Genomic DNA, 25,360 nt, shown 5'->3' on the forward strand with positions numbered 1-25,360 from the left:
CGTCTAATCTGGAAGCGTATGAAGATTCTTATTCTAGCGACGGTTGTGGCGTTGGGTGCGGCGGGAACGCTTGCGGCCCAGGACATCTCGACGCCTACCAAGACGAAGCCCTGCCCGAAGGGAAAGACCTGTCCGACGGCCGAGCCTCCAGCCCAGAACGATTCGGCGCCTCCGACGTCCATGCAGGGAGCGGACGCGGACGTTCCAGATGGATCTTCTCCGCCTTCGGCTCCTCCTGCGCACACTCCCGCGCCTTCTTCCTCTACACCACCCTCCGCACCATCGCAGGGCGGTTTCCCGGATATGCCGACGGGTGGAAAAGAGCCCGATCCACCGAGTTCCTCCTCCTCTTCTTCTTCCTCCTCGTCTTCTTCAGATCCGGATGCACCGCATTCCACCACGGGAGACCCGGGTTTCAGTTCGAGTAAAGATCACGCGGGTGAGGACGATGCTCCCCCCACGACGGAGGGTGATGATTCTCCTGTGAAGGCGATGCCTCTGAAAGATCTTGGAAGCATCGGAAGCTCGAGCGAGGCGCGGAAAAAGCTGGAAGCCTCCCGCGTTCCCGACGATTTGAAGGTGGCGAAGTTTTACAGCAATGACGGTAACTGGGCTGGTGCATATCTGCGGTATAAGGATGCCGTGGGGCATGAGGCAGACAATGAAGACGCGCAGTGGGGCTATGCGACTTCTGCCGATAAGTTGAAGAAGACGGACGAGGCGCGCGAACACTACAGCGAGTATTTGCGTGTGGCTCCCGATGGAGAGCATGCCAAGGCTGCGGAGAGGGCACTGGTGAAGCTTGGTCCAGCACCGCCCAAGACTGCGTCCAAGACGGAGTCGCCTCAGTGATCAGTCTTCGGACGGAGCAGGGCCATTGGGGGTGTCGTCGGGGTCAGGGTCAAGATCTTCTTCGACACGGACGTAGCGGCGCAGATAGCGGAGCGGTTCTGTCTCCCCGGCCATCTCGCGCAGATGATATTTCCACACATCGGGACGTGCGGTGCGGCGGGTGAAGGCCTTGCGGTGGACGGTTTTGACGGTACCATCGGGCAGAACACGCGAGAAGTCCTTCGCCGGCATGGAGAAGGTGATCTGCGTTCCCGACTTCCAGAAGCACGAGGCAAACTCGTGCGAAAAGAGCAATGTGAAGCAGCGGCGTCCGAGCGAAAGCCACTGTGCGGCGTCGTCGAAGGAAACCCACGGGCGCGCCGTATGGCGTGCGTACCACTTGCGAAATTCAAAGCCGTTGGCGCGAGCCTGGGCGATCACGAGTTTCAATAAATCGAGGCGAGTCATGGGAGTCCGAAGTAAGGCAGTCTGGCTATGTGCTCTGCTGTTGATCCTGGTTTCTGGGACTGAGGCTCGTGCGGACTCTACCTATCCGCTTAACAACGATAGTACGGTGCGCGAGGGCTATCAACGATTCTTCATTCTGGATTATGAGGGCGCGCTCTCACGTTTCGAGGGTGTGTTGAAGACGCACGAGCAGGATCCGATGGCGATGGCCTATGTGCAGATGACGCTGATCTTCAGGGAACTCTATCGACAGGACTTGCTGGATACAACGTACTACGCGCGGGAAAACTTTCTTTCGAGTAATCGCAAGGTGGAGGTACCGCATGACGTCGCCCAGAGGATCGAAGACCTGACGAATGGCGCTGTCTCGGTCTGCGACCAGAGGATCAAAGCCAATGGGCAGGATAAGGATGCGTACTTCGCGCGAAGCTATGTGCGCGGTATGCACGCTGCGTGGATGACGCTGGCGATGCACAGCTTTTCGAGTGCGGCGCACCAGGGATTGCAATCGCGCAACGATGCCGACCAGGTTTTGAAGCTGGATCCGCAATACACCGATGCAAAGATGGCGGTGGGTTTGCAGCAGTTTGCGGTGGCGAGCCTGCCGCGCTTTCTGCGGATACTCGTCGGCATGGTGGGCGTGGGTGGATCGAAGGAGAAGGGCTTGGCCATGTTGCGTGAGTCTGCAGCTGGAGGCACAGTGACGAAGGTGCCTTCGATGACGGCATTAAGCCTGTTTCTGCGGCACGATGGACGCTACCCTGAGGCCCTTGCGGTCGCGCATGAGCTGGCAGCGATGTATCCGCATAACTTCCTCTTCCGTCTGGAAGAAGCCAATCTGACGAAGGATGCGGGGCGTGGGCAGGATGCGATCCGTATCTATCGGACGGTGCTGGCGGATGCCGAGAAGCATGGATACTTTGTCGATGTGCGGTTGCAGCTTCCTTACTTCGGTCTGGCTGAGACCGAGCGGGGGCAGGGTGATATTGAAAGCGCACTGCGGGACTACATGGAAGCAGAGAAACAACCGAACTGCAGCGAATGGATGCGTCGGCGGGCGCAGTTGAACAGCGGCATGATGGATGACTTGCTGCACCATCGGGATGCTGCAATAGAGCAGTATCGTCTGGCGGCTGCACCGGGTGGCGATCAGTCGCAGGCAGATGCAGCGCGAAAGTATATGAAGACGCCGTATAGCGGACGATAAAGCTGTGCCGGCAGAATGTTGAACTGATGCGCCTTACCTTGCGTATAACAGTGTGGAGTTCAACAGGAGGCGGGTATGGTTTGCTGGCGATGCGGGGCGCAGATCGTTGAGGGTGCGCGGTTTTGTTCGGCTTGTGGAGCGGCGGTGCAGGGGGTGGGCTCGGTCCCGGGATACGTGCCTTCGGCGACCTACAGCGGACAGCTGATGCGGGCGCGGGCTGGACGAAAAATTGCCGGTGTGTGCGAAGGTCTGGCCCGGTACATCAATGTGGATGTGATGATCGTGCGCATTGTGGCGCTGGTGCTGCTCTTTGGTGGTGGCTTCGGATTTCTGGCGTACATCATTGCGTGGATCGTCATTCCGGAGGAGCCGTACGCTCTTCCGCCGACGGTCTAAGCGTCCGCTTTCCTGCGATCAGGTTCTCGAAACGGTATAACAGAAGAGCCGGCTGTGATTCGCATGCAGCCGGCTACTTCTGTTTTTGTGGGGTTCCTTTTGAGTTCGAGTGCAAGGCCGTTTGTGTATGCGGGTGGTGAACTGGTGTGCGATGGTGTGTCGCTGCAGAAGCTGGCGAAGAAGTTTGGCACACCGCTTTATGTTTATTCCGCCGCGCAGATGGTCGAGCGCGCGGGGATGTTTGCGCGGGAGTTTGCGGATGTGCAACACACGGTCTGCTATGCGGTGAAGGCGAACTCCGCTCTTGGAGTTTTGAAGCTGCTGGCGGCGCAGGGATGCGGGTTCGACATTGTTTCGGGCGGTGAGTTGGAGCGGGTGATTCGCGCTGCGGGAGACAAGCGCGCGGAGGTCTGTGGCCGCGTGGTGTTTTCTGGTGTGGGAAAACAGCCTGCGGAGATCGATCTGGCGTTGCGCGAAGGGATTCTTCTCTTCAATGTGGAGAGCGAAGGCGAGCTGGAGCTTGTGGCTGAACGGGCCGCGAAGCTGAAGATCAAGGCGCGGATCGCGCTGCGTGTGAATCCTGATGTGTTTGCGGAGACGCATCCGTACATTTCGACCGGGCTGCGGGAGCATAAGTTTGGGATCGACATTCGCCTGGCGCGGAAGGTGTACAAGCGCGCGGCGCAGTTGAAGTGGCTGGAGCCTGCGGGCGTGAGTGTGCATATCGGATCGCAGATTCGCTCGGTCGAGCCGTTTGCGGCCGCATTGTCGAGGGTGGTTGCGCTGATCAAACAGCTTCGTGCGGACGGGCATGACATCCGCTATGCCGATGCTGGCGGCGGATTGGGCATCGACTACGGGGCAGGGAACTTTGAGCCTGCGAAGCAGGTCGCAAAGTATGCCAAGGCGCTGAAGGGCGCGCTGGGAACGATGGATCTGCATCTTCTGCTGGAGCCTGGGCGGTTCATCGTAGCGCAGGCCGGGGCGCTGGTTTCGCAGGTGTTGTTTGTGAAGAAGAACGGAACGAAGACGTTTGTGATTGCGGATGCGGCGATGAACGACCTGATTCGCCCGGCGCTTTACCAGGCGCATCACGAGATCGTTCCCCTGAAACAGACGTCCCGGAAGCTAAGGAAAGTCGACGTGGTTGGGCCTGTCTGCGAGAGCGGGGACTTCTTTGCGCGGGATCGCGAAATGGCTCCATTGAAGCGTGGGGACGGGATCGCTCTACTGGATGCGGGGGCCTATGGGCTGTCGCTTTCGAGTAACTACAACACGCGTGTGCGGCCTGCTGAAGTTCTGATTGAGCGCGGTAAGGCCCGGTTGATTCGGCGGCGGGAGACAGTTGAGGATCTGTTTGGGCCGGAGATGATTTAGCTTCGCACCGTGCAGGGGAGTGCTTTCATCCAATGGACATGGCGATTGCAGCGGGTGTTGGCATAGGGCATGTGCATTTGAAAGTGGCGGACCTGGACCGTGCGCTGGGGTTTTATGTGGGCGTACTGGGATTTGAGATTACGCAGCGGATGGGAAACTCCGCTGCGTTTCTGTCCGCGGGCGGGTATCACCACCACATTGGTCTGAACACGTGGGAGAGCGCGGGTGGCGTGGCTCCTGCCCCGGGGACAACGGGGCTTTACCATGTAGCGATTGTGTACCCGGACCGTGCCGAGTTGGGCGATGCGTTGCGGCGGTTGCTGAAGGCCGGTATCCCGTTGGATGGGGCCAGCGACCACGGGGTGAGCGAAGCGCTGTATCTGCGAGACCCGGATGGGAATGGCGTGGAGCTCTACCGGGACAGGCCTCGTGAGGATTGGCCGCGCACGGCGGCGGGGGAACTGGAGATGGTGACCAAGTCTCTGGATCTGCGAAAGTTGTTGGACGAGGCGAAGGTCGAAGAGTAGCTGGGCAGAAGGGGTGCCGTGGCTGATAAAATCGCAGGCGACGCGCGCTTGCGGTCTGAGCGCTGGATACTTCGAGAAGATGCAGGAGCAGGGAAATGTCAGGCCACTCTAAATGGGCAACAATTAAGCATAAGAAGGGCGCTACGGATGCGAAGCGCGGCAAGATTTTCACACGTCTGATCAAGGAAATCACTATTGCAGCCAAGGGTGGCGGTGGCGATCCCGACGGCAATCCGCGTCTGCGCACGGCGATTCTGGCGGCCAAGGCCGAGAACATGCCTGCGGACAATATCAAACGCGCGATCCAGCGCGGTACGGGCGAGCTGGAAGGTTTGAGCTACGAGGAGATCGCGTTTGAGGGTTACGGTCCTGGCGGCGTGGCGATCATGGTGGAAGTGACCACGGACAATCGCAACCGTGCGGTAAGCGAAGTGCGCCACGCCTTCAGCAAGAACGGCGGCAACCTTGGCGAAACGGGAAGCGTTGGCTACCTGTTCAGCAAGAGGGGCGTCATCGTCGTGGCCAAGGCTGGAACGAACGAGGACAAGATTACCGAGGTCGTTCTTGAAGCTGGTGCGGATGACCTGAGCGAGGAAGGCGATAACTGGGAGATTTTGACGTCTCCAAAGGATTTTGAGGCCGTGCGGGATGCGCTGAAGTCGGCAGGATTTACGCCGGAGCATGCCGAGGTGACGATGATCGCTTCGACGTATCAGAAGCTCGAAGGTGCGCAGGCAAACTCGATGATTCGGCTGTTGGAAACGTTGGAAGACCTGGATGACACGCAGAATGTGTACTCCAACTTCGATATGGACGATGTGCCGGTTGCACATTAAATCGATTGCGGAAGGCAAAGACGGAGAGGCCGCCGAGGACCGGCGGCTTTCTTCTGTGAGGGATTGGATGAAGCGATTTGTAGCGGTGTTGGGACTTGTTTTGGCGGCAGCAGGTGTGAATGCGCAGGTTCAGAAGAGCGATGTGGGTGCGGTGGCCAACTCCACTCCCTGGGAGTTCGGTGCGTTGGTCCAGGGTGGCAAGGGCGTCACAGACAACCGTGACGATTTCAAGTTCCTTATGGTTGGCGGTCACCTGGGTAAGGTACTGACTCAAGAGATGGGGCACTCGATGCTGCGCGGAAACTTCGAGTATGCCGTCGAGGTCTTTCCCTTCTGGCAATCCTATACACCGACGTTTCAGCGCGCGAATTGTGCGCCGGGGACTTCCATTACCATTACGTGTTCCAACCTCTTCACTACGGGGGGAACGTACACCGGAGCTTCAGTGACACCCATTATTCTGCGGTGGAACTTCACCTCGGGCCGCAAAATCATGCCCTGGGTGCAGGCCGCGGGCGGCGTTTTGTGGACAAACCACAAGTACCCGGCATTTGGACAGGGGCCTTTGAATCTGGTGAACGACGGACCAGGATCGGACGCGAGTGTATTCAACTTCACGCCGCAGGGCGGAGTTGGATTTCACTACTTCGTGAAGCCGAAGCGCAGCGTAGACTTTGCGGCGAACGCGGTCCATATTTCTTCGGCCAGCCTGGGAGACAAGAATCCTGGTGTGAATGCGTCGGTGCAGTTCAACGTGGGTTACACCTGGTGGAAGTAATTTTTCTTCCGTAGTGGTTGTGGTGATGAATTTGAATGGTGAACCAATTGTTGAGTGTGTCCCCAATTTTTCCGAGGGACTGAACGAAGAGACCATAAGGGCGATCGTCTGCTCCATGCAGGTTTTTGGGGTGAGCCTGCTGGACTGGTCGATGGATGCGACGCATAACCGCAGCGTGGTAACGATGGCTGGAGCGCCCGAAGCTGTGGCCGAGGCGGCGATTCGCGGAGCAGGTAAAGCTGCTGAGCTGATCGATCTGACGCGGCAGACCGGGGTGCATCCACGCATTGGAGCGGCGGATGTAATCCCGTTTGTGCCTGTTCGCGGGTACACGCTTGCCCAGTGTGCCATGCTGGCGCGGAACGCGGCGATGCAGATCTGGCGACGGTATGGGGTTCCGGTTTATCTCTATGAGGCGGCTGCAGCCAGGCCGGACCGCGTGAATCTTGAGGATGTTCGGCGCGGGCAGTTTGAGGGGATTCGCGAAGCCGTCAAAAAGGACGCGAAGTCCCGTCCTGACGTGGGCGGCCCCGATCTGCATGCCACGGCGGGCGCGAGTGCCGTAGGAGCACGCAGCTTTTTGATCGCATACAACTTGTATCTCGATAAGGGAGATGTTGCCGCCGCGCGTGCAATCGCCAAGGAGATCCGAGCGTCCAACGGAGGGCTGGCCGGGGTGAAGGCGATGGGCGTCCTGGCCAATGGCCGGGCGCAGGTGAGTATGAATATTACGGATTTTCGACGGATGCCTATGGACAGGGTCTTCCAGACGGCCGAAAAGCTGGCGAAGCAGCAGGGAGTTCAGATCGAGTCGGCGGAACTCATTGGTTTGATTCCGGAAGAGGCCTACACACCGGATGCGTCTTGGCTACGTCCAATACCTGAGTTCGATCCGGCGGAGCGAGTTTTGGAGCGTAAGCTCGAGAATCCGAGGCATTGGCCGCTATAAAATTTGAAATAAGAGAGTTTGGGAGGTTGTCACAATGGGTTTCACGAAGGTGGCGGGATGTACGCTGGCGGCAGTCTTGACCGCTGGGCCGGTGTTTGCGGCACAGTTGAGTGGGGATGCGCGCGCCTCGATCCCAAAGGACATTCAGCAGATTGTTGTGGTGGATTATCGTGCGATGCAGAACTCCTCTGCTGCGATGAACCTGAAGGACAAGATCATGCCCCCCGAGCTGAAGAAGCTTGAGAGTGCGCTGCGCCAGAGCGGTATGAAGGTGGACGCGGATACGGAAGTTCTGGCGTTCGCAGCGTTTCACTCGGGTGCCGCAGATGCCACGCGCACGGTGGGCATTGCACAGGGCCAGTTCCAGACGGCAGCAATCCTTGCCAACTTTACCAAGCAAAAGGTGAAGGGCACACCGATGCGCAACAACTTGGTGTACCCCATGGGAGCATCCGGAATGAGCGTGGTCTTTCTGAACCAGACGACGATGGTGTTTGGCGACAAGCCTTCAATCAAGGCGTCTCTTGAAGCGCACGACGGCATAAATGAGAGTTTTCTGGCCAACAGCGACATGATGAACGAGATGGCGGCCGTGGACACGAAGGCCATCTGGAGCCTGCTGGACCAGAAGGGCACGCAGACAATGATGAAGAGCGTTCTGGGTGATGCGTCGCAGTTGACAGACTACGACTCGGTGAAGAACCGCATGAAGAGTTCGCGCTACACGATGGAGTTTAAAAACGGTGTGGACTTCAATATGGCGGTTGTGATGAGCGATACCATGACCGCCGCGACTGCAGCAACTCTCATGAAGGGCATGGTCCTGATGAAGAAGACGACCAGTGGCTCGACTGGTTCCAGCATGATGGAGAAGCAGGCACTGGATATGACCAGCATTGGCTCCAACAGCGGAACGCTTACTGTGGACTATGCTTCGACGGATAGCCAATTTTCGACGCTGCTGAGTTCGCCTTTGTTCCAGCAGGTCGTGCACTAGAGCAGGGTTGAGTTGTAACGCAAGGGAAGGGAAGACCTGCTGGTCTTCCCTTCCTTATGTTTTTGGAGATGAATTTTATGGTGTGGGGAGTTTAAAAGCAGGGTGGATTCATGTTCCAAGTGCAACGTTTTTTACTTTATCTGGGTTTTGCCAGAACTTTACGAAGTCGAAGTCACCTTGTGGTAGGAAGAGTTCAGCTGGGGCTTTGTTTCCGAGGGATTTTCTGATTCTTGCGTTGAGCTGCATGGCGATTTCGTCGAGTTGCTGCTGGGAGTAAACGCTGAGGTCCTGTCCCTTGGGGAGGTATTCACGGACCAGGCCGTTGGTGTTTTCGTTGATGCCTCTTTCCCATGGGCTGTGGGGATGGGCGAAGTAGACCTTGACGCCAGACTTCTCTGTGAGGGTGCGGTGCTGGGCCATCTCCCTTCCCTGGTCGTAGGTGAGGGTGAGGCGCATGGGACTTTGGAAGCGATTGAGGATGGTGGCGAAGGCGTTGGCGGTGGTCTCGGCGCGACCGTCCTCGAGCTTGACCAGGGCGAGGAAGAGCGTGGTGCGCTCGACCAGGGTGCCGACGCGAGAGCGGTTCATCTTTCCCTTGATGAGGTCACCCTCCCAGTGGCCGGGAACGAGACGCTCGTCCACCTCGGTGGGCCGCTCGTCGATCAGGGTCATGCCGTCCACGAAGGGCCGCTGGTGGCGGTTGGGATCGCGTGTGCCGCGCTGGGGACGCTTGCGTCGCAGAAGGCGCAGCAGCTCCGTGCGCAGCTCACCCCGCGGCATGGCGTAGAGCGCGGTGTAGATGGTCTCATGCGAGAGGCGCACCGGATCGGGCATACGTGACAGTGTGGACGCGATCTGGAACGGACTCAAGCGTCTGCGAAGATGCACGCACATCTGGTCCCACAACGGCGTGCCCGGCACCAGCTTCCGCTCCACACGGGGCTTGCGATGGGCCTGCCGCGCCCGCTGTCCCGCCCGCCGCGCAACATAACCACCGTTGCCCCAGCGCCGGCTCTGCGCACTGCTCTCGGAAGGCCGCTTCCAGCCGTTGCGACGCAGCTCCCGCGTCACCGTCGATCGCGAGCGCTGCAGACCGGCGGCGATCGACGCTGGTCTCCAACCCATCTGAAGCTGACTCTGAATCACAACACGCTCAAAATCATCCAGCTGAACATAACAATTCCCCATATACAACACTCCTATCCAGAAATGTTGCACTTGGATCTTGAGACCAGCCAGATCCCTTCACTTCGCTGCGGGATGACAAAGGTTCTTGCTGATGGGAACGACCTTGGTGCGCTTACCCCCACCCTTTTCCACCCCGGTTTCGCGATGAAGCTGCGAAAGGGGGGCACAAAGTGGAGCTAGCAGCCTTCTTTGCAGCGGGCCATGATCGAGGAGATGGTGCGTTCGCGGACGTCGGTCGGGAGTTCGTAGACCTGGTTGTCGCGGTAGATTTCGATGGTCTGGCGGGTGGTGCTGACGACGACCTCGCAATGATGACATTCGCCGAGATGAGTCTTGATTTCAGACAAAAGTGTCGGTTCGACGTGGCCGTCGAAGAAATCGGTCATCTTGGCAAGAAACTCGGTGCAGGTCACGACGTCAGGCCCTCATTCTTCTTCAGATACCGGCTGAGACGTTCACGGAGTTGAAGCCGGGCGCGTAGCAATCGGGATTTGACCGCCGGAACGGAGAGGCCTAGCGCCTCTGCGGTTTCTTCGGTCGATAAGTTTTCGATGTCACGAAGTGTAAAAACGGTTCTAAATCCGGGGGCGAGACCTGCAATTGTCTTCTTCAGGATCTCGGAAAGCTCGGATTGGGTGAAGTTTTGTTCCGGATTGGGACTCCAGTCGGCAAAATCGCGCGGAATGGAGCCTTCTTCGGTCTGAACATCCTGGTCCATGGAGACGGTCCGGCTGGTTTTGCGCTTGCGGAGGCGCATCAGGCTCTCGTTCACGGCAATTCGCGTCAGCCAAGTTGAAAACTTGGAGTTTCCCTGAAACTGGTCCAATTTGCGGTAGGCCTTCAGGAAAACGTCCTGGGTGATGTCTTCAGCGTCTTCGCGGTTCTGGGTAATGTGCTGGGCTGTCCGGAAGATCTGCCGGTCATACTGGCGGACGAGCTTTTCGAACGCAGCTTGGTCGCCGGCGCGCGCGCGCTCGACCAGTGCGACATCGGGATGGATCTCTTGCTCTTCGATCTGAGGCGCAGTCGCTGTCATCGTCTTCGTTCATTCTAATGGCGCGGGAGGGTGCGGGCAATGGACTGAGTCACGGTATCGGGGTAGGTACGTAAGAATGCATCCCCGGATGGAAGTGAGGGCGATTGCATCCTAGAGTGGTAGATGTGGAGAGCAGATTGAAGAGTTTAGAGAATCGTGGCGGGCTACGACCGGGCGCCCGGATAACCAGTGCGCTGGTGCTTTGCCTTGCCTTGACCTCCGTGGATGGACTGGCAGCGACGAAAAAGAAGCCAGCGACCGCGACGAGCGCGAAGAAAAAGGCGACACCCGCCGGCTCCCATGGGAAGGCTGCGGCCAAGGGGACAGGTAAAAAGGGGGCCAAAGGTTCGAAGGGCAAAGGCATAAAAGGCAGAGGAGCGAAGGCAAAAGTCGTCTCCGTTCACTCCGCGCCGACCGCGCAGAGTCTTCATCTGGCGCGCGCTTTTGCGGCCAGCACGCAGTTACGGCCGATGGCGCAGCAGCTGGCGGCGAACCGGAGCCCTGCTGCGTTCGCGGGAGTTTCGGAGTATGCACGTCAGCATCCTGGAGAAGCGGCTTCGGCGGCTTACCTGTCGCTTGGTCATGCGTACATGCTGGATCGCAGGTTCAGCGATGCGAGTTCTGCGTTTCGGCAGGCCGCCGCCCAGGGCGATGCTTTGAATGATTATGCGGATTACCTGGGCGCCCAGGCGGCGCTTCAGTCAGGAAATGGAAGTGTGGCCTTTTCGCTTTTGAGCGGATTCGCACAGAAGTATCCGGAGAGCATCTTTGCCGCGAATGCGCCGGTGCTTCTGGCAAATGCGTATTTGCAGCAGAATAATGCGTCGATGGCGTTGCAGACTTTGCAGGCCAATGCGAGCAGTTCGCAGGCCACGCACTCTGATTTTCAGTATGCGAAGGGCCGAGCGCTCCAGGTGAGCGGGCAGAATCAACAGGCGATTGCGGTCTTCCGCGAGATCTATCTGCGTCAGCCGCTCACCACTGAGGCCGGGCAGGCGCGCACGCAGCTGAGTGCGCTGGGGGCGCAACTGACGGCCGCAGAGCGGAAGATCCATGCCGATCAGCTCTTCAACGCGAAACGCTACACAGAAGCCAGCGCGGAGTATCACGCGCTGGAGCATGACGATGCCTCTCTGTCGCTTGCAGATAAAGATGCGCTGGAGATTTATGCGGCGGTGTGCGACCTGAAGTTGAAGCATCTTTCGCGGCGCGACGTGGAGCGTCTACCGGATACAAATGATGACAGCGCGGCGCTCAAGCTGTATCTCACGGCAGAGATCAGCCGGAATGAAAAAGACATTCAGGCCCAACGCAATGCGATGCAGGCGATGATTGAGCGCTTTCCGCATAGCCGATGGACGGAAGAGGCGCTTTACTCCGGCGGAAACATGCATCTGCTGCAGCATGATGCGAGCAATGCGATCTGGCATTATTCGCAGTTGTATACGAACTTTCCGAACAGCGTGTACGCCCCCAGCGCCCACTGGCGCACGGCGTGGATGAACTATCGGTTGCGGCGGTATCCGGAGGCGGCGCGGCTGATGGAAGAGCAGATCGCACGCTATCCGCAGAGCACGGAGGCATCTGCGGCGCTGTTCTGGCGGGCACGGCTGTATGAGGATCCCGAGAAGAATTTCTCGCAGGCAGTGAACTTCTACCAAGTTCTTTCGGAGGTTTATCGCAACTACTACTACGGCGTGATGGCGCGCGTGCGCCTGCGTGCGCTGGGACAACAGCCTGTGGTTGCGCCCGCACCGACACTTGCCAGCGTGAAGACGCCAGCGACTCCGATACTGATTGCCGAGTTGCCTGAGAACGATCCGCATCTGATCAAGGCGCGTTTGCTCGCGAATGCGGCGTTGAATGAATACATCGCGCCGGAGATCCAGATGAGTCCGACGAGCGCGCAGTGGGGAACGCTGGCACAGGCGGAGATCTATGCCTCTTACGGAGAAAATGTACGCGCCCTCCAGTCGATGAAGCACAGTGGTTTGTCGTTCTTCGCTCTGCCGATCGATGAGGTGCCTGCGGAGTACTGGCATCTGTTGTTCCCGAAACCTTATTGGAGCGAGATCACGGAGCAGGCGCAGAGGAACAACGTGGACCCTTATCTCGTGGCATCGCTGATTCGACAGGAGACGGAGTTCAATCCGGTAGCGGTTTCTCGTATGAACGCTTACGGGTTGATGCAGCTTCTACCGGCGGTCGGTAAAGCGCAGGCAAAGCGCCAGGGCATCAAGGGATTCAATACGAATATGCTGCTGAATCCTTCGACAAACATCGCGCTGGGTGTTGCGAACCTGAAGCAGGTGATGGACCGTTTTGGAGGACAGCCTGAGTATGCGCTTGCGGCTTACAACGCTGGCGATGTTCCGGTGCGCAACTGGATGGCGTTGAACGACTACAAGGACATGCCGGAGTTTGTCGAATCGATACCTTACACAGAGACGCGAGAGTACGTGCAGGCGATCATGCGGAATCGGGAGATGTATCGGCAGCTGTATAGCGGGGCCAAGTAACTACTCGTGGTGCAGGGCGACGACGGGGTCGAGCTTCGAGGCTCGTAGCGCAGGAAGAAACCCGGAGATGAGACCGACGAAGGCGAGGATGACGAAGGACACGCCGATGATCAGGAACGAGGGCGTGAGCACAATGTCTCCCTCGTGGTTTGCGGTTTTATAGATGTCAGAATAGAGGGGCATCGGCGGCACGAGGTGCGGCAGAATGAGTGCCACGACCAGTCCTGCGAGCCCCGCGAGGAAGGTGAGCGTTAATCCTTCGACGAGGAACTGGAGCAGGACATCTCTTCGTCGTGCGCCCAGCGCTTTCATCAGACCGATCTCTCGGGTGCGTTCGGTGACGGAGACGAGCATGATGTTCATGACGCCTACGCCTCCGACCATGAGGGTCATGACGCCGATGATGCCGAGCATGATTTTGAGGGCGAGGGTGAACTGCATGAGTTCCCCGGAGTCTTCGACGGTGTCCCAACTGTTGACGGCTTTTTTATCGTTCGGATCAAAGTGATGACGTCCGGCGATGATGGCGCGGACGGATTTGAGCGCCTTCGTGTGCAGGTCGGCGGAGAGCGGCTGGAATACGATCATGCCGGGGTCGCGGATGCTGTCGACTTCGCGCATGGTGTCGAAGGGTAGAAAAACGTTTTGATTGTCGGGACCGTTATTGGAGGAGTCCTGAATCTTGTTGCGTAAAACGCCGATGACATCAAAAGAATGGCCCGCGATGAGCACGGTCTGGCCGACGGGAGGGAATCCGTTGAAGAGCTTTTCCGCGGCGCGGGGGCCGAAGATGCATACTTTGCGGTGCTCGGTGAAGTCGTCCTGCTGAAAGAAGCGGCCCTCTTCGACGTCAAGCTTACGCATGGCACCGTAGGGAAGCTCGATGGCCTTGGTGTTGATGTTGACTGATTTGGCCTCCCATTTGAAGGCGTAGGTGTTGTCGTACTCTGCCGAGACTGCCTTGATGAGCGGCATGGATTCTTTAACGGCTTCGAGATCTTCGAGCTGCAGCTTGATCTTTTTCCCTGCGCGCTCGCCCCCGCTTTGCATGCTGGTCTGACCGCCGAAGACCATAACGACGTTGTTGCCGATACCGAGGAAGCCGTTGAGGACGGTGCGACCAAGGTTGTCTCCGTAACTGATCAAAAGGACCACAGTGACGAGTCCCCACGCGATGCCTAGCATGGTGAGCCCTGAGCGCATGCGGTTGCGGAGAAGGGAGGCGATGCTTTCGCGGATGGTTTCTGCAAGACGCATGGTTACTCTGCCCTCAGGCACTCAATGGGGTTCAGGCCAGCGGCGCGCCGAGCTGGATATGTTCCAGCGAAGAGCGTAATGCCTGCGAGGGTAACGAGCGAAGCGATGATGGCTGCGCCGGAGATTGCGGGATGAGGAAGAAACTCAGGCAAGGGGAGATAGTTGAGGAGAAGACAAAGACCCACGGCAAGGACGAATCCAGTCGTCCCAGAAAGAACGGTGATAATGCCGGATTCGATGAGGAACTGGTGGCGTATGTCTGATGGGCGTGCGCCGAGGGCTTTGCGAATGCCGATCTCGCGTGTGCGCTCAGTGACTGCGACGAGCATGATGTTCATGACGCCGATACCGCCGAGCGCGAGGGTGAGCACTGCAACCGCGCCGAAGAAGATAGTCATGACACCGAAGATCCTTGCGGTAAACTTCGCGCCTTCGAGCGTGTCCCAGATCCAGAGGGCTTCCTGGTCTGCGGGATCGTAGTGGTGACGCGATGCGAGGATGCGGCGCGTTTCAAGGATGGCCGCGGGGCTGGCGTCGGCGCTGATGGGCTGGATGACGAGGTTGCTGATCAGGTTTCGTGTGCTCGTCATGTTCTTATCGAGGGGAGGGAAGTCACGGGCCATCGCAGAGTAAGGCACGAAGAGCTGCGAGCTGTCCGGGCCTGAGCCGTAACTGCCGTTTTGTTGCTTCTTTTTGAGAACGCCTATGACTTTGTAGGGATATCCGCCCATCATCAGGGTTTCGCCAATAGGAGAGAAGTTGCGGAAGAGTTGGGTAGCGCTTTCGTCTCCCAGAACCGCAACACGTTCTCCGTTCTGCTCGTCTTGTTCGGAGATGCGGCGGCCAGCGGAGAGACGGAGGGAACGGAAATCCTGATAGGCTGGCCAAATGCCACGCACGGCGCGGTTGGCGGCGTTGTATTGCGAGACCTCCTGGACAGAGCGGCGGATCTCCGGGCTAACACTTTTTACGAGGACGGCCTGATCGCGGATGGCGCGGGCATCGTCGATGGTGAGGCGTATCTCGCGCCCTGCCGCATAACCTCCGGCCTGTGCGCCGGTACGTCCACCGAAGATGATGGCGATGTTGGTGCCGAGGTTCTTCATTCGTTCCTGCTGGTCTTTTTGAAAGCCGATGCCGAGACCGACGAGGAGAATGACGGAGCTGATGCCCCAGACAATGCCAAACATGGTCAGAAAGCTGCGCAATTTGGTCTGCCAAAGCGCTTGGATTGTCTGCCGAAAGATCTCGAAGAGGGGCATGATTTTTTCTCAGAGGCAGATACGCAGCCGAGAGGCATCCGGTTCCCCTTCATAGATTCACTTTTCTTCATGTGGCCACTTCGGGAATATAAAATGTCGAACCAGTATGGAGATGATTGAGAAATACCACGTAGCCCATGTGAAAACACGGCTCGATGCCTCCGCGATTAACGTCATAGGCCACGCCCGAAGAAAAAAGATGATACCCAAGGTCAGGTAGAGTGGGAGCCATCCGATTGGCCGAAGGAGCGTAGATCATCGATGTTCCTTTATGATGGGACTGTGGGCGATTTCCTGCGGGCGTGGTGAAATGGCAGACACAGCGGACTTAAGTAATTGAGTGCCCGTCGGGAAACCGGCGGCGTAGAACTGCTCAAAGTCGGGGAAACCTTAAATGGCAATCCCGAGCCAAGCCTGGAAGCACTTCCGGGAAGGTGTAGAGACTAGACGGGCAGCACCTAAACCCCGAGTGGGGAATGGTGAAGGTATAGTCCAGACCACGAACCCGTACTTGTGGGGCGGTGAAAGCCGAAGTGGTATGAAAATCCGCAGACCTTAACCGGTCGTGTGGGTTCGAGTCCCTCCGCCCGCACCACACCTATATCTGAGTGGCCAGGATGGAACCGTCCTGGCATGATCTGCGCAGTGCCGACCAGGGCCGCCTTGGACCTCCATCTGAATCGTTCGGTCTTTCGGTCAGACGACAAATAAGCTTTACTTCAACCTGGTTCAGGAGCAGCGTCCTTGTGCCATCAAGAGTCGCCACAGCTACCTCTTTCTTATCCACGAACAGACGCGCTGCAAAAAATCACCAAATGTACTGAAGAACAAATTTATTGTGGCAAACGACAAACGTCTGTTCGTTAGCTTCCAGCCGCTCGACCAGTTGCGTAATCGGCACACCACCTCAACTTCCTTCAGCACAGACGGAATGTGCTCAACCCAGACTAGCCGGATCCATCACTTGGAGCTGGTGGGAGAGGTCCTGCAGGATCCGCGGAGGTCGCTGCGTGACCGAATAGCCAAAAAAAATTCATGTGGCAGGATTCTATGGAATATTCCGTCAGCGCTCGTGTCTATAAAACGGACACTCCTGAAAATAAAGTGCTTGGCGATACCACCTGCAAAGACCAAGCATGCGAGAAGTGGGCTTGCAATCCTATGTGCGAGGCGAAAATGTTGCGCCACATCAGTTCTCTCATTTGGACTCACAGTTTTATTTATGAGGAAGCTACTTTAGCGAGAAATTAATTTGGTGGTTGTGTGTTTATTTAAATAATTTCACCTCTACATTTCCCGCGCCGGGAATACACAGGACTCAGGTGGTGGTACAGGTTCCGATACGGGACAGGATACTTGGTGTCGACTGCATCTCATGGTTGACCCCAAGTATGAGGGCCAGTAACTTCTGAATCGCGAAGGTGCTTATACGAGATTTCAGATTTTCATCAACGGGGCACGCAACGATCTTTTGATCCAACATCTCGAAACTGCCCGTTAGGCCTTTGTGGCTCTGCGGATCGATATAAGGAATACAACGATTGAGGTTAGACCATTGAAGCAATGTGATCGCGATTTTAGAATATTTTTCTGCCTTTTAGCTTTGATTTTTCTTTTGCCGCTTCAGGCGCTGATAGCGCAAGGAACGGTGTTGGCACCCTCGGAGAGGGTGGTTATTAACATGGGCCATCAGCCTTGGAAGTTTGAGTCTGGCCAGGACCCGGCTGGCGCGCAAAACAATAGCTTCAACGACGCCTCATGGCAATCTGTGGGTTTGCCAACTTCCGCCGATGAACTCTTTACCTTCACCAATGAGACGTCCGGCGGCGGTGCCGGAGATTCTAACGGTAATCCAGCGTGGTACCGTCAGCATTTCACCGTAGGCACACAGTATTCGAATCGCAAAGTGCAAGTAGTCTTTGGTGGCGTGAATACGGGCGCGCAAGTCTACATCAACGGCAACCTGATTCCCGGTACACAGGCCTTTGCGCCACAGGCGACCCATGTGGAGGGATTTCTACCGTTCATTTGCGACCTGACACCTTACATCAATTTCGGTGGCGACAATGTGATTGCCGTTCGAGCAGCACGCAACGCAAACTGGTTTCCAGACATCGGTTTTGCCGGGGGATTCCGTTTTGACATGGGTGATCTGGGCATCTTTCGGAATGTGATGATGTACATCACGGACAAGATTTATATTCCGGAAAACGTGTACTCCGGTTCGAAACTCTGGGGAACATACCTTGCCACAGATGCTGCAAGCGATGATTCGGCGACGATTCATATACAGACGAATGTCATGAATGAAAGTGGAACACCTCAGGATGTTACGCTCACGACGCAAATTGTAGATGCCAACGGTAACGTCGTAGCAACCCGGCAAGATGACCAGATTATTACGGCAAGTACGCACGCTAACCCGCTGCCGGTGATGTTTGATCAGGTTCTTACGGTCAATAAGCCTACACTGTGGTATCCGAATAATTCAATTTATGGCGGGCCTTACCTATACAAGGTGTTCCACACTGTGAGCATGAACGGCGTGGTGATCGATTCCAAGCAGAGCATGCTCGGTATCCGAACCGTGATGTGGGATCAAAATTTCGTCTATGTCAATGGGAAGGTGCAAAAGCTTAATGGTGCGGGTGCTCGGTATAACTACCCGGGTGTCGAATCAAGCATGTCAGAAGAGCAGAAGTGGCGTGATCTTCAGCAATTCGCCGCTATGGGCGGGAATCTGTGGCGGCCGGGCCACGCATCGGAGGGTGACGAATTTATCAATGCGGCGGACGCTCTTGGTGTCATGCTCGTCGACCCCAGTGGCGATGGAGAAAATGGCTTCAGTGATCCATGTGGCCCAACGGCCAAAATGACTTGCGATCAGGAAGCGCTCAAGCTTGAGCTGCATCGCGACATGATTATTCGAGATCGGAGCCACGCATCGGTCCTAGCCTATGAGGCTGACAATGGTGTTACTCTTCCCGCGTTTGCACAACAGGTCGCGGCAGTGGGCAAACAATGGGACTTCCTCGGTAGCGATGGACCAATCGGAGGACCCTTTGGAGGTCGTCCTCAGTCCGATCGTTCCGGCGGTGATCCCCAATACGAGAATAACGGCGACTTTTTGAGCTGCTCGGGAGAAGGTTGCGAGATCGGCGTCAAGCAATCCGTTCCGGGCAAGCCGGTCTGGGGTGCGGAAGAGTGGGGCCCAGGTTCACTCTCGTACGACCACGATCACGAAATCTCCATGGCTGCAAAATACATCGACTCTTGGAGCAAGGGACTCGACTCGAAGATTATGGGTTTTGCGCAGTGGTACTTCGCAGACTCTACTGGCGAGGAAGGGCAATATGTGGAGCCTGACATCGATGCCAACCACAATATTGAACGCGGTATCGGCGATTCGATGGTGGATTTCGAACGGCATCCGAGATTGCTTTACTACATAGAAAAGGCAAACTGGCGTCCGTTCCGTGATGCAGCAGGGAAAATCTACAAGCCAGTGGTTAAGCTGGCAAATACCTGGAACCGGACAGGAACGATTCAGGTGAATGCCTGGAGCAACTGCCCCTCCGTCCGCCTCTTGATTAACGGTGTTCAGCAGGGTCAGGATCAGATTCCGAATCCATCGAGCTCACGGGCTGACAATGACAGTGATTTTGTCGCCACGGAGTTGACGACCAAACTCGCCGCTCAGGCTCATTGGACGGTGAACTGGCAATCGGGTACAGCGGTTGCTGCATGTATGGACGAATCTGGCGCAGTGGTGAACGATCCGGTTACCGGAACTCCTGTGACAGACACTCTCACGACAGCAGGAACTCCTTATCAAATTGTGTTGGAGCCTGTACCGAATGTGACTCGTCCGGATGGCACGACGTTTCAGGTGACAGCGAATGGCTCGGACTTTGAGCTGATCAACGCCAAGGTTGTAGACGAGAACGGAATTCTCGTTCCAGATGCGACGAATCTCCTTACTTTCTCTGTCAGCGGCAATGCCACCTATGTCGGAGGCACGGTGCAGCTGGTGGATCCAACGCAGCCCCATAGCTACCACGCCCCTGGCGATCCTAATTTGCCAGCCGAGGGCGGTCTTCAGACGATCCTGGTCAAGAGCCAGTTCAACCCTGGGGCCGTCACGGTCACCGCAACGTCGCCAAACCTGAAGAGCGCTACAGCGTCATTCAATATTTTCCCTATCCCTCAGCAAACCCCTTCGGCTACGGCTCCAGCAATCATTGCAGAGCCAGTGAATACGTCCGTGACCCGCGGTTTCTCCGCTCACTTCAGCGTCACTGCGACGGGTGCTGGTCCGCTGCAGTACCAATGGTTTAAGGGAGGTGTGCAGATTCCGAGCGCGATGGGGACTACATTTGATACCCCACCCACGACAGATGGGGACGATCAGGCAGTCTACAGCGTTACGGTCTCAAACAGTTTAGGCAGCGCACCTTCGACGAACGCAGTTCTCACCGTGGTTGCGCCAGCAGCCCCGGTCATCACGACGCAGCCACTTTCGCAAGCCATTGACGCAGGAGGATCCGTCACGTTCTCTGTTGTGGCAACTGGATCTCCTACTCTGAGTTATCAGTGGACAGATAACACAGTTCCCATTCCTGGAGCCATCACCAGTACCTACACGCTGCAAACGTCTGACACTACCGAGAACGGTCATGTCTTTGCGGTATTGATCAAAAATCCCGTGACGACGATTCAGTCTAATCCGGCGATCCTAACGGTAAATCCAGCACGCCCTCCGGTCGTTACAACGGATCCAGCCAATGTGGTTGCCCTTCCGGGGCAGATAGCTTCCTTTACGGTAGTAGCCACAGGTTCGCAGCCGCTAACTTATGTCTGGACAAATCAAAATACTGGACTAAAGGTGGGCGGCAATTCGCCCATCTTGACCATTGAGTCTGTATCGAATAGTTCTCTCGGAAGCTATATCGTCACGGTAAGTAATAGTGCCGGTATGGCGCAGTCTAAAGCCGCCACGCTAAGCCTTGCTCCCCCAGGCGTCAATATGTCATTGGGCAAGACAGCCTCTGCTAGCAGTTTTGAAGATCCGGTTGGTTTGGCTGCTAAATTTGGAATCGATGGAGATACCACCACACGCTGGGGATCGAATTTCTCAAATCCGGCAACCGCAGTCCCACAGTTTTTTGTGATCGATTACGGCGTCTCGATGACGTTCAATCGCTCCAAGATTACCTGGGATTCTTCTTTTGCCACGGCCTATGACATGGAGGTTTCGAGCGACGGCACAGACTGGGGCGCGCCATTTCATGTGCAAACCGCCGGCACCGGCCAAGTGGAGGACTTCACCTTCCCCACGCAGACCGCACGTTATCTCCGGTTGTTTGCTACGGAGCGTAACGATCAATATGGTATTTCGATTCATGAATTAGCCACCTATAATGGCGCCGCTTGCGGCGACCGCAAAGAACATTGGACTCTCAATCCGTCCGTCTCCACCCTTGTATTGGATAATCTAAGTGGCCTGACGTGGAAGAATACGCCTAAGACCACTGATAACTCGGCGGACGGGCAGTTCACGCAGGTTTCCGCCATCAACTACTGCCAGACACTTGGTATGCGCATTCCAACTAAGGACGAAGCGCTTGCTATCTCAGGTTCGTCAGGTCCCTCTTGCGCCTTTCCAACCTTCTGGGCAACCTGGACTTCTACCGATGATCCGGTCGATGCGACCCGTGCTGTCATCATTGATTCGACCGGCGGGGTATCCGCCGGCATCAAGGATAACTCCCCGGGATCGACACTCTGCGTGCTGGGCGACGTACAGACAGTACCGGTCATCACCACTCAACCCGCACCGACCACGGTGGAAGCAAACCAGGCGGCTACATTCTCTGTGGCAGCGACTACGTCCGGCAACGCTCTTGCTACCTACACCTGGCTGAAAAACGGCGTGGCCTTCCAGGTCACGGGAGTTCCTACCGTCACAACACCGTTGATTACGGCGGACGATAACAATGCACTGTATTCGGTCACTGTAACTGGCGGTAACGGTTTGACTGCAACCAGTAACACCGCGCTGCTGACCGTGAATGGTACGGCTCCTCCTCCGACAGGTGGTGGCGGCGGCGGTACAGGCGGTGGCACTGCTCCTCCGCCTCCGTGTGGCAATGCCACAGCATGCACCGGCAATGGCAACGGCCCGGCTCCAGTCGGTCCTAACCTGGCGTTGAACAAGACGGCGACATCCAGCGCAGACGAGAGCGGTTCTTTCCCCGCGAAGAATGGTGTGGATGGCAACTTCAATACACGTTGGTCCTCGGCATTCTTCGACACCGAGTCGTACGAGGTGGATCTCGGCTTAGTTCAACCCATCGGACAAGCCCTCATACGGTGGCAGGATTCCTACGGCAAGTCCTACGTGATTGAGACCTCCAGTGATGAAAATACGTGGACCACGGCATTTACACAAAACAATGGACTGGGTGGTGTCGATAATCTCACCTTCCCAACCGTGAATGCACGCTATATACGCATGAGGGGGCTGACCCGAGCTACACATTACGGCTATTCGTTCTGGGAGTTCGAGGTGTATGGTCCAGTGCTGCCGACGATCATCACGCAGCCAGTCAGCCAATCAGTAGTTGTCGGCGCCACGGCGCAGTTCACGGTCGTGACAGACGGTAAAGTTCCATGCACTTATCAGTGGTTCCGCGATGGAGTCATCATCCCAGGCGCAACGAGTGCCACCTATACGACGCTGGCTCTTGCGTTGGCGGATACTAACAGTTCCTTCAGCGTAATTGTTAGTAATGGTTCGGCTTCTGTGCCTTCTTCGAGTGCTCTGCTCACGGTCACCGATCCGGTCACCCCAACCGTCGGCATTGCGAACCTTGCACTCGGCAAGCCGGTAACCTCCAGCAGTAATGAGAACAACAACCTTGGCCCACTCAATGCCGTGGACGGTGATCTCACTACCCGCTGGTCATCTGGCCACACAGACACCGAGTGGCTCGAGGTAGATCTTGGTTCCCCCATGCTCACAAGCAAGGTGATGATCTACTGGGAGGCAGCCTACGGCAAGGCCTACGAGATTCAGGTCTCGAATGACGAGCAGGCCTGGACAACGGTTGCTAAACAAAATGAAGGAAAGGGGGGCGTGGAAACCGTTCCCCTCCTCAGCACGGTTAATCGCTATATCCGCTTCTTCGGACTTACCAGGGCTACGACGTATGGCTACTCGTTCTATGAGTTCCAGGTCTATGGCGCAGACGTCCCGGTCATTTCCACTCAACCTACCAGCCAAACAGTGATAAGCGGTAAGAGCGCAACGTTCACCGCCGCAGCTACCGGAACCGGTCTCATCAGCCTTCAATGGAATCGTAATGGTGTTCCTATATCGGGTGCCACCGGAACGAGCTACACCACACCGATAGCTACGTCGCAGGACAACAGCAGCATCTTCACTCTCGTCGCAACGAACGCCTCTGGAGCCTCAACCTCCTTAGGCGCAAAGCTGACGGTCAACTCTCCCGCTCCTACGGGCCCGAACTTGGCACTGAATCAACCGGCTACTTCAAGCGCTGACGAGAACGCTCAGCTTGGACCAGCTAATGCCGTAGACGGCGACACAACCACTCGCTGGTCGTCGGCATTTTTCGACAAAGAATGGCTCCAGATAGATCTCGGCTCGCTAAAGACGATCGCGCAGGTCGTGATCGACTGGCAGAACTCCTTCGGAAAGGCCTACCAGATCCAGGTCTCGACAGATCTGCAGACCTGGACAACCGTCTATACCCAATCCAACGGCAACGGTGGAACGGAAAACATCACCTTCCCCTCCGCAAACGGACGCTATGTTCGTATGTTAGGAGTAACTCGCTCGTCGCCATACGGATACTCGATTTATGAGTTCCAGGTTTACGGTGTAGGGGGGACCAATGTAGGGAGCGCTCCAACTATCACTACAGAACCTGCCAACCAGACGGCGAATGTCGGCAGCACTGCGACTTTCTCCGTGGTTGCCGCTGGCACAGGTCCCTTCACCTACCAGTGGCTGAAGGGCACCACCCCGATCACAGGTGCTACTGCAGCCAGCTACACGACTCCCCTTCTCGCAGCAACCGACAATAGTAACCTGTACAGCGTCGTCGTCAGCAATGCGAATGGAACCATCACTTCAAATCCCCCAGCAACTCTTACCGTCAACAACGTAGGGAATGCTCCAACTATCTCCACGGAACCTGCCAACCAGACGGCGACTGTTGGCGGCACTGCGACCTTCACCGTGGTCGCCGCTGGCACAGGTCCCTTCACCTACCAATGGCTGAAGGGAACCACTCCTATCACGGGTGCCACTGCAGCCAGCTACACGACTCCCGTTCTCGCTGCGAGTGACAACGGCAACCAGTACAGCGTTATCGTTGGCAATGCGAATGGAACCATTACTTCAAATCCCCCAGCAACTCTTACCGTCAATACCGGTCCGAACTATCCGATTTTTCCGGGCTTTGTCGGTGTCGATCTGCAAAACAACACCAAGGGAACTTGGACGGATGGACAGATCTTTGTCACTGTCATAGGAAGGGATGCCGCGAACAATAATGCTTTCGCTTATCTGACTTCAGACGGCACGGTCATTGACTTCACTCTCAATGACGGTGCTGACCCCAATCACCTCACCAAGAATGGTAAGAACTATGGCAATTACTCCTTCTCGCTGGCACAAACCAAGCTACTGAAGATTCCCACGTTGGTCTCGGCTCGCGCATTCATCTCACTTGGCGAACCCCTTTACATTCAAATTAATCCGGACCCTAATAACCCGACACAGGTCGTGGGCTACGCAGGCCCTAGCCGTACCAATGCAACCGATCCCAACTTTAATACTCCCCTTGACTGGTATGAATTCGATAATGAAACCCTGATGGACATCAACACGACCCAAGTGGACCGGTTCGGCCTACCTCTAACGCTTGACGTCTGGAGTGCCGGAGGTACCTCGCACCAGCGGATCGGCATCACTGAATCCATCGCACAGCTCGATGCGGAATTCGCCACTGAAGTACCGGCGGAGTTCCAACCACCCACGATGAACAACCTCAATATCCTTTCGCCAGCCAGCCTTGGCATGCCTATGGCGGCGGACGGAGCAAATGCTCACTATTTCGACAATGTGATTGCAACTGCATGGAAGTCCTACGCAACCAGTCCAATCACGATCACCGTCAGCGGTCGCCAATTCAAAGGTACTGCAGTCGCTTCGACCTTGACCTTTACGGAAGTCAATCCCAGTGCAAGCCATGCTGGCGAGACCTTCGTGGTGCAACAACCTTCCACCCAGGAGGTATTCCTATGCAACGGCAGCATGAATGAAGGAGTCGACATGAGTAATGGTTCAACCCCGGCCCTCCAGGATGAAGACGCTGTGCAGAGACAGTTGCAAAACCAGGTCTGCTCGGCGACGAATCGGGGTGTTCTCTCCAACCCAGCCAACTGGGCTAATGCTTCGACCTACTACAGTACATCGCCAGCACCGGCCAATTATTATTCGGCATTCTGGCATAGACACTCCATTGATGGGTTGGCATACGGCTTTGCTTATGACGACAACAATAATCAGAGCGGCTCAATTAACGTAAAAGCGGAGCACATGGTTTTTGGGATTGGTTGGTAATGAGTAAGGGGCATGGCGTTCGCACATTCTGAGAGCGCCATGCCTGCTGTTTATCTAATTATTTGACGTATTTCTAT

17 protein-coding genes are annotated in these 25,360 nt (G+C 56.5%); 11 read left to right on the forward strand and 6 right to left on the reverse strand.

What is annotated here, in order from left to right:
• The first annotated feature begins 18 nt into the window (after positions 1–18).
• Positions 19–852, forward strand: coding sequence for a tetratricopeptide repeat protein (locus tag ACIPR4_RS07535; RefSeq protein ID WP_144312350.1), 834 nt, complete (start codon positions 19–21; stop codon positions 850–852).
• Here ACIPR4_RS07535 and ACIPR4_RS07540 read toward each other — a convergent pair whose 3' ends face one another.
• Positions 853–1,299, reverse strand: a complete 447-nt coding sequence (locus ACIPR4_RS07540) for a hypothetical protein (RefSeq protein ID WP_041585974.1) — start codon at positions 1,297–1,299, stop codon at positions 853–855.
• On the opposite strand from ACIPR4_RS07540, the gene ACIPR4_RS07545 reads away from it, so the two are divergent.
• From ACIPR4_RS07545 to ACIPR4_RS07580, 8 genes are all read left to right on the forward strand, one after another.
• Positions 1,298–2,506: a hypothetical protein gene (locus ACIPR4_RS07545; RefSeq protein WP_013568065.1), complete on the forward strand. Its 1,209-nt coding sequence runs from the start codon at positions 1,298–1,300 to the stop codon at positions 2,504–2,506. The genes ACIPR4_RS07540 and ACIPR4_RS07545 overlap by 2 nt on opposite strands.
• 75 nt (positions 2,507–2,581) lie before the next feature.
• A complete protein-coding gene (locus ACIPR4_RS22075) occupies positions 2,582–2,902 on the forward strand; it encodes a PspC domain-containing protein (RefSeq protein WP_013568066.1) in 321 nt (106 codons plus the stop codon).
• 63 nt (positions 2,903–2,965) lie between these two features.
• Positions 2,966–4,279 carry a diaminopimelate decarboxylase gene (gene lysA, locus ACIPR4_RS07555; RefSeq protein ID WP_013568067.1) on the forward strand — a complete coding sequence of 438 codons (1,314 nt, stop codon included), beginning with the start codon at positions 2,966–2,968 and terminating at the stop codon, positions 4,277–4,279.
• A 32-nt stretch (positions 4,280–4,311) separates the two neighbouring features.
• Complete coding sequence (locus ACIPR4_RS07560) at positions 4,312–4,806, forward strand: VOC family protein (RefSeq protein ID WP_013568068.1); 495 nt, start codon at positions 4,312–4,314, stop codon at positions 4,804–4,806.
• Positions 4,807–4,901: 95 nt separating this feature from the next.
• Entirely contained in the window at positions 4,902–5,642 is a 741-nt protein-coding gene (locus ACIPR4_RS07565) for a YebC/PmpR family DNA-binding transcriptional regulator (RefSeq protein WP_013568069.1), read from the forward strand.
• Between the two features lie 67 nt (positions 5,643–5,709).
• Positions 5,710–6,420 (forward strand): acyloxyacyl hydrolase, encoded by a 711-nt coding sequence (locus ACIPR4_RS07570; protein ID WP_013568070.1) that lies wholly within the window; start codon positions 5,710–5,712, stop codon positions 6,418–6,420.
• Positions 6,421–6,445: 25 nt separating this feature from the next.
• Entirely contained in the window at positions 6,446–7,369 is a 924-nt protein-coding gene (gene ftcD, locus ACIPR4_RS07575) for a glutamate formimidoyltransferase (protein ID WP_013568071.1), read from the forward strand.
• Positions 7,370–7,403: 34 nt separating this feature from the next.
• The gene (locus ACIPR4_RS07580; protein WP_013568072.1) at positions 7,404–8,366 is read left to right on the forward strand and encodes a hypothetical protein; all 963 of its coding nucleotides are present in this window, start codon (positions 7,404–7,406) and stop codon (positions 8,364–8,366) included.
• Positions 8,367–8,474: 108 nt separating this feature from the next.
• Here the strand turns inward: ACIPR4_RS07580 and ACIPR4_RS07585 are convergent, their stop codons facing one another.
• From ACIPR4_RS07585 to ACIPR4_RS07595, 3 genes are all read right to left on the reverse strand, one after another.
• Positions 8,475–9,554 (reverse strand): IS30 family transposase, encoded by a 1,080-nt coding sequence (locus tag ACIPR4_RS07585; protein WP_013568073.1) that lies wholly within the window; start codon positions 9,552–9,554, stop codon positions 8,475–8,477.
• A 176-nt stretch (positions 9,555–9,730) separates the two neighbouring features.
• Positions 9,731–9,967 carry a zf-HC2 domain-containing protein gene (locus ACIPR4_RS07590; protein WP_013568074.1) on the reverse strand — a complete coding sequence of 79 codons (237 nt, stop codon included), beginning with the start codon at positions 9,965–9,967 and terminating at the stop codon, positions 9,731–9,733.
• Entirely contained in the window at positions 9,964–10,590 is a 627-nt protein-coding gene (locus tag ACIPR4_RS07595) for a sigma-70 family RNA polymerase sigma factor (protein ID WP_013568075.1), read from the reverse strand. Before ACIPR4_RS07595 ends, ACIPR4_RS07590 begins: the two co-directional genes overlap by 4 nt.
• 137 nt (positions 10,591–10,727) lie before the next feature.
• On the opposite strand from ACIPR4_RS07595, the gene ACIPR4_RS07600 reads away from it, so the two are divergent.
• On the forward strand, positions 10,728–13,109 hold the full coding sequence (locus ACIPR4_RS07600) for a lytic transglycosylase domain-containing protein (protein ID WP_013568076.1): 2,382 nt from the start codon (positions 10,728–10,730) through the stop codon (positions 13,107–13,109).
• Here the strand turns inward: ACIPR4_RS07600 and ACIPR4_RS07605 are convergent, their stop codons facing one another.
• Positions 13,110–14,366 (reverse strand): ABC transporter permease, encoded by a 1,257-nt coding sequence (locus tag ACIPR4_RS07605; RefSeq protein ID WP_013568077.1) that lies wholly within the window; start codon positions 14,364–14,366, stop codon positions 13,110–13,112.
• Between the two features lie 2 nt (positions 14,367–14,368).
• Positions 14,369–15,628 carry an ABC transporter permease gene (locus tag ACIPR4_RS07610; RefSeq protein WP_013568078.1) on the reverse strand — a complete coding sequence of 420 codons (1,260 nt, stop codon included), beginning with the start codon at positions 15,626–15,628 and terminating at the stop codon, positions 14,369–14,371.
• A gap of 1,681 nt (positions 15,629–17,309) precedes the next feature.
• Between ACIPR4_RS07610 and ACIPR4_RS07620 the strand changes: the two genes are divergently transcribed.
• Positions 17,310–25,283, forward strand: a complete 7,974-nt coding sequence (locus tag ACIPR4_RS07620; protein WP_144312351.1) for a discoidin domain-containing protein — start codon at positions 17,310–17,312, stop codon at positions 25,281–25,283.
• Positions 25,284–25,360 lie beyond the last annotated feature (77 nt).

Source organism: Terriglobus saanensis SP1PR4 (genome assembly GCF_000179915.2).
In the GTDB taxonomy this organism is placed as follows: Bacteria; Acidobacteriota; Terriglobia; order Terriglobales; family Acidobacteriaceae; genus Terriglobus; species Terriglobus saanensis.

Bases quoted from the DNA above. Each gene is read 5' to 3' on its own strand.
- ACIPR4_RS22075 (WP_013568066.1), top strand. From the start codon at position 2,582: ATGGTTTGCTGGCGATGCGGGGCGCAGATCGTTGAGGGTGCGCGGTTT.
- ACIPR4_RS07545 (WP_013568065.1), top strand. From the start codon at position 1,298: ATGGGAGTCCGAAGTAAGGCAGTCTGGCTATGTGCTCTGCTGTTGATC.
- ACIPR4_RS07535 (WP_144312350.1), top strand. From the start codon at position 19: ATGAAGATTCTTATTCTAGCGACGGTTGTGGCGTTGGGTGCGGCGGGA.
- ACIPR4_RS07540 (WP_041585974.1), bottom strand. From the start codon at position 1,299: ATGACTCGCCTCGATTTATTGAAACTCGTGATCGCCCAGGCTCGCGCC.
- ACIPR4_RS07595 (WP_013568075.1), bottom strand. From the start codon at position 10,590: ATGACAGCGACTGCGCCTCAGATCGAAGAGCAAGAGATCCATCCCGAT.
- ACIPR4_RS07585 (WP_013568073.1), bottom strand. From the start codon at position 9,554: ATGGGGAATTGTTATGTTCAGCTGGATGATTTTGAGCGTGTTGTGATT.
- ACIPR4_RS07580 (WP_013568072.1), top strand. From the start codon at position 7,404: ATGGGTTTCACGAAGGTGGCGGGATGTACGCTGGCGGCAGTCTTGACC.
- ACIPR4_RS07610 (WP_013568078.1), bottom strand. From the start codon at position 15,628: ATGCCCCTCTTCGAGATCTTTCGGCAGACAATCCAAGCGCTTTGGCAG.
- ftcD (WP_013568071.1), top strand. From the start codon at position 6,446: ATGAATTTGAATGGTGAACCAATTGTTGAGTGTGTCCCCAATTTTTCC.
- ACIPR4_RS07605 (WP_013568077.1), bottom strand. From the start codon at position 14,366: ATGCGTCTTGCAGAAACCATCCGCGAAAGCATCGCCTCCCTTCTCCGC.
- ACIPR4_RS07560 (WP_013568068.1), top strand. From the start codon at position 4,312: ATGGACATGGCGATTGCAGCGGGTGTTGGCATAGGGCATGTGCATTTG.
- ACIPR4_RS07620 (WP_144312351.1), top strand. From the start codon at position 17,310: ATGGGCCATCAGCCTTGGAAGTTTGAGTCTGGCCAGGACCCGGCTGGC.
- lysA (WP_013568067.1), top strand. From the start codon at position 2,966: ATGCAGCCGGCTACTTCTGTTTTTGTGGGGTTCCTTTTGAGTTCGAGT.
- ACIPR4_RS07565 (WP_013568069.1), top strand. From the start codon at position 4,902: ATGTCAGGCCACTCTAAATGGGCAACAATTAAGCATAAGAAGGGCGCT.
- ACIPR4_RS07570 (WP_013568070.1), top strand. From the start codon at position 5,710: ATGAAGCGATTTGTAGCGGTGTTGGGACTTGTTTTGGCGGCAGCAGGT.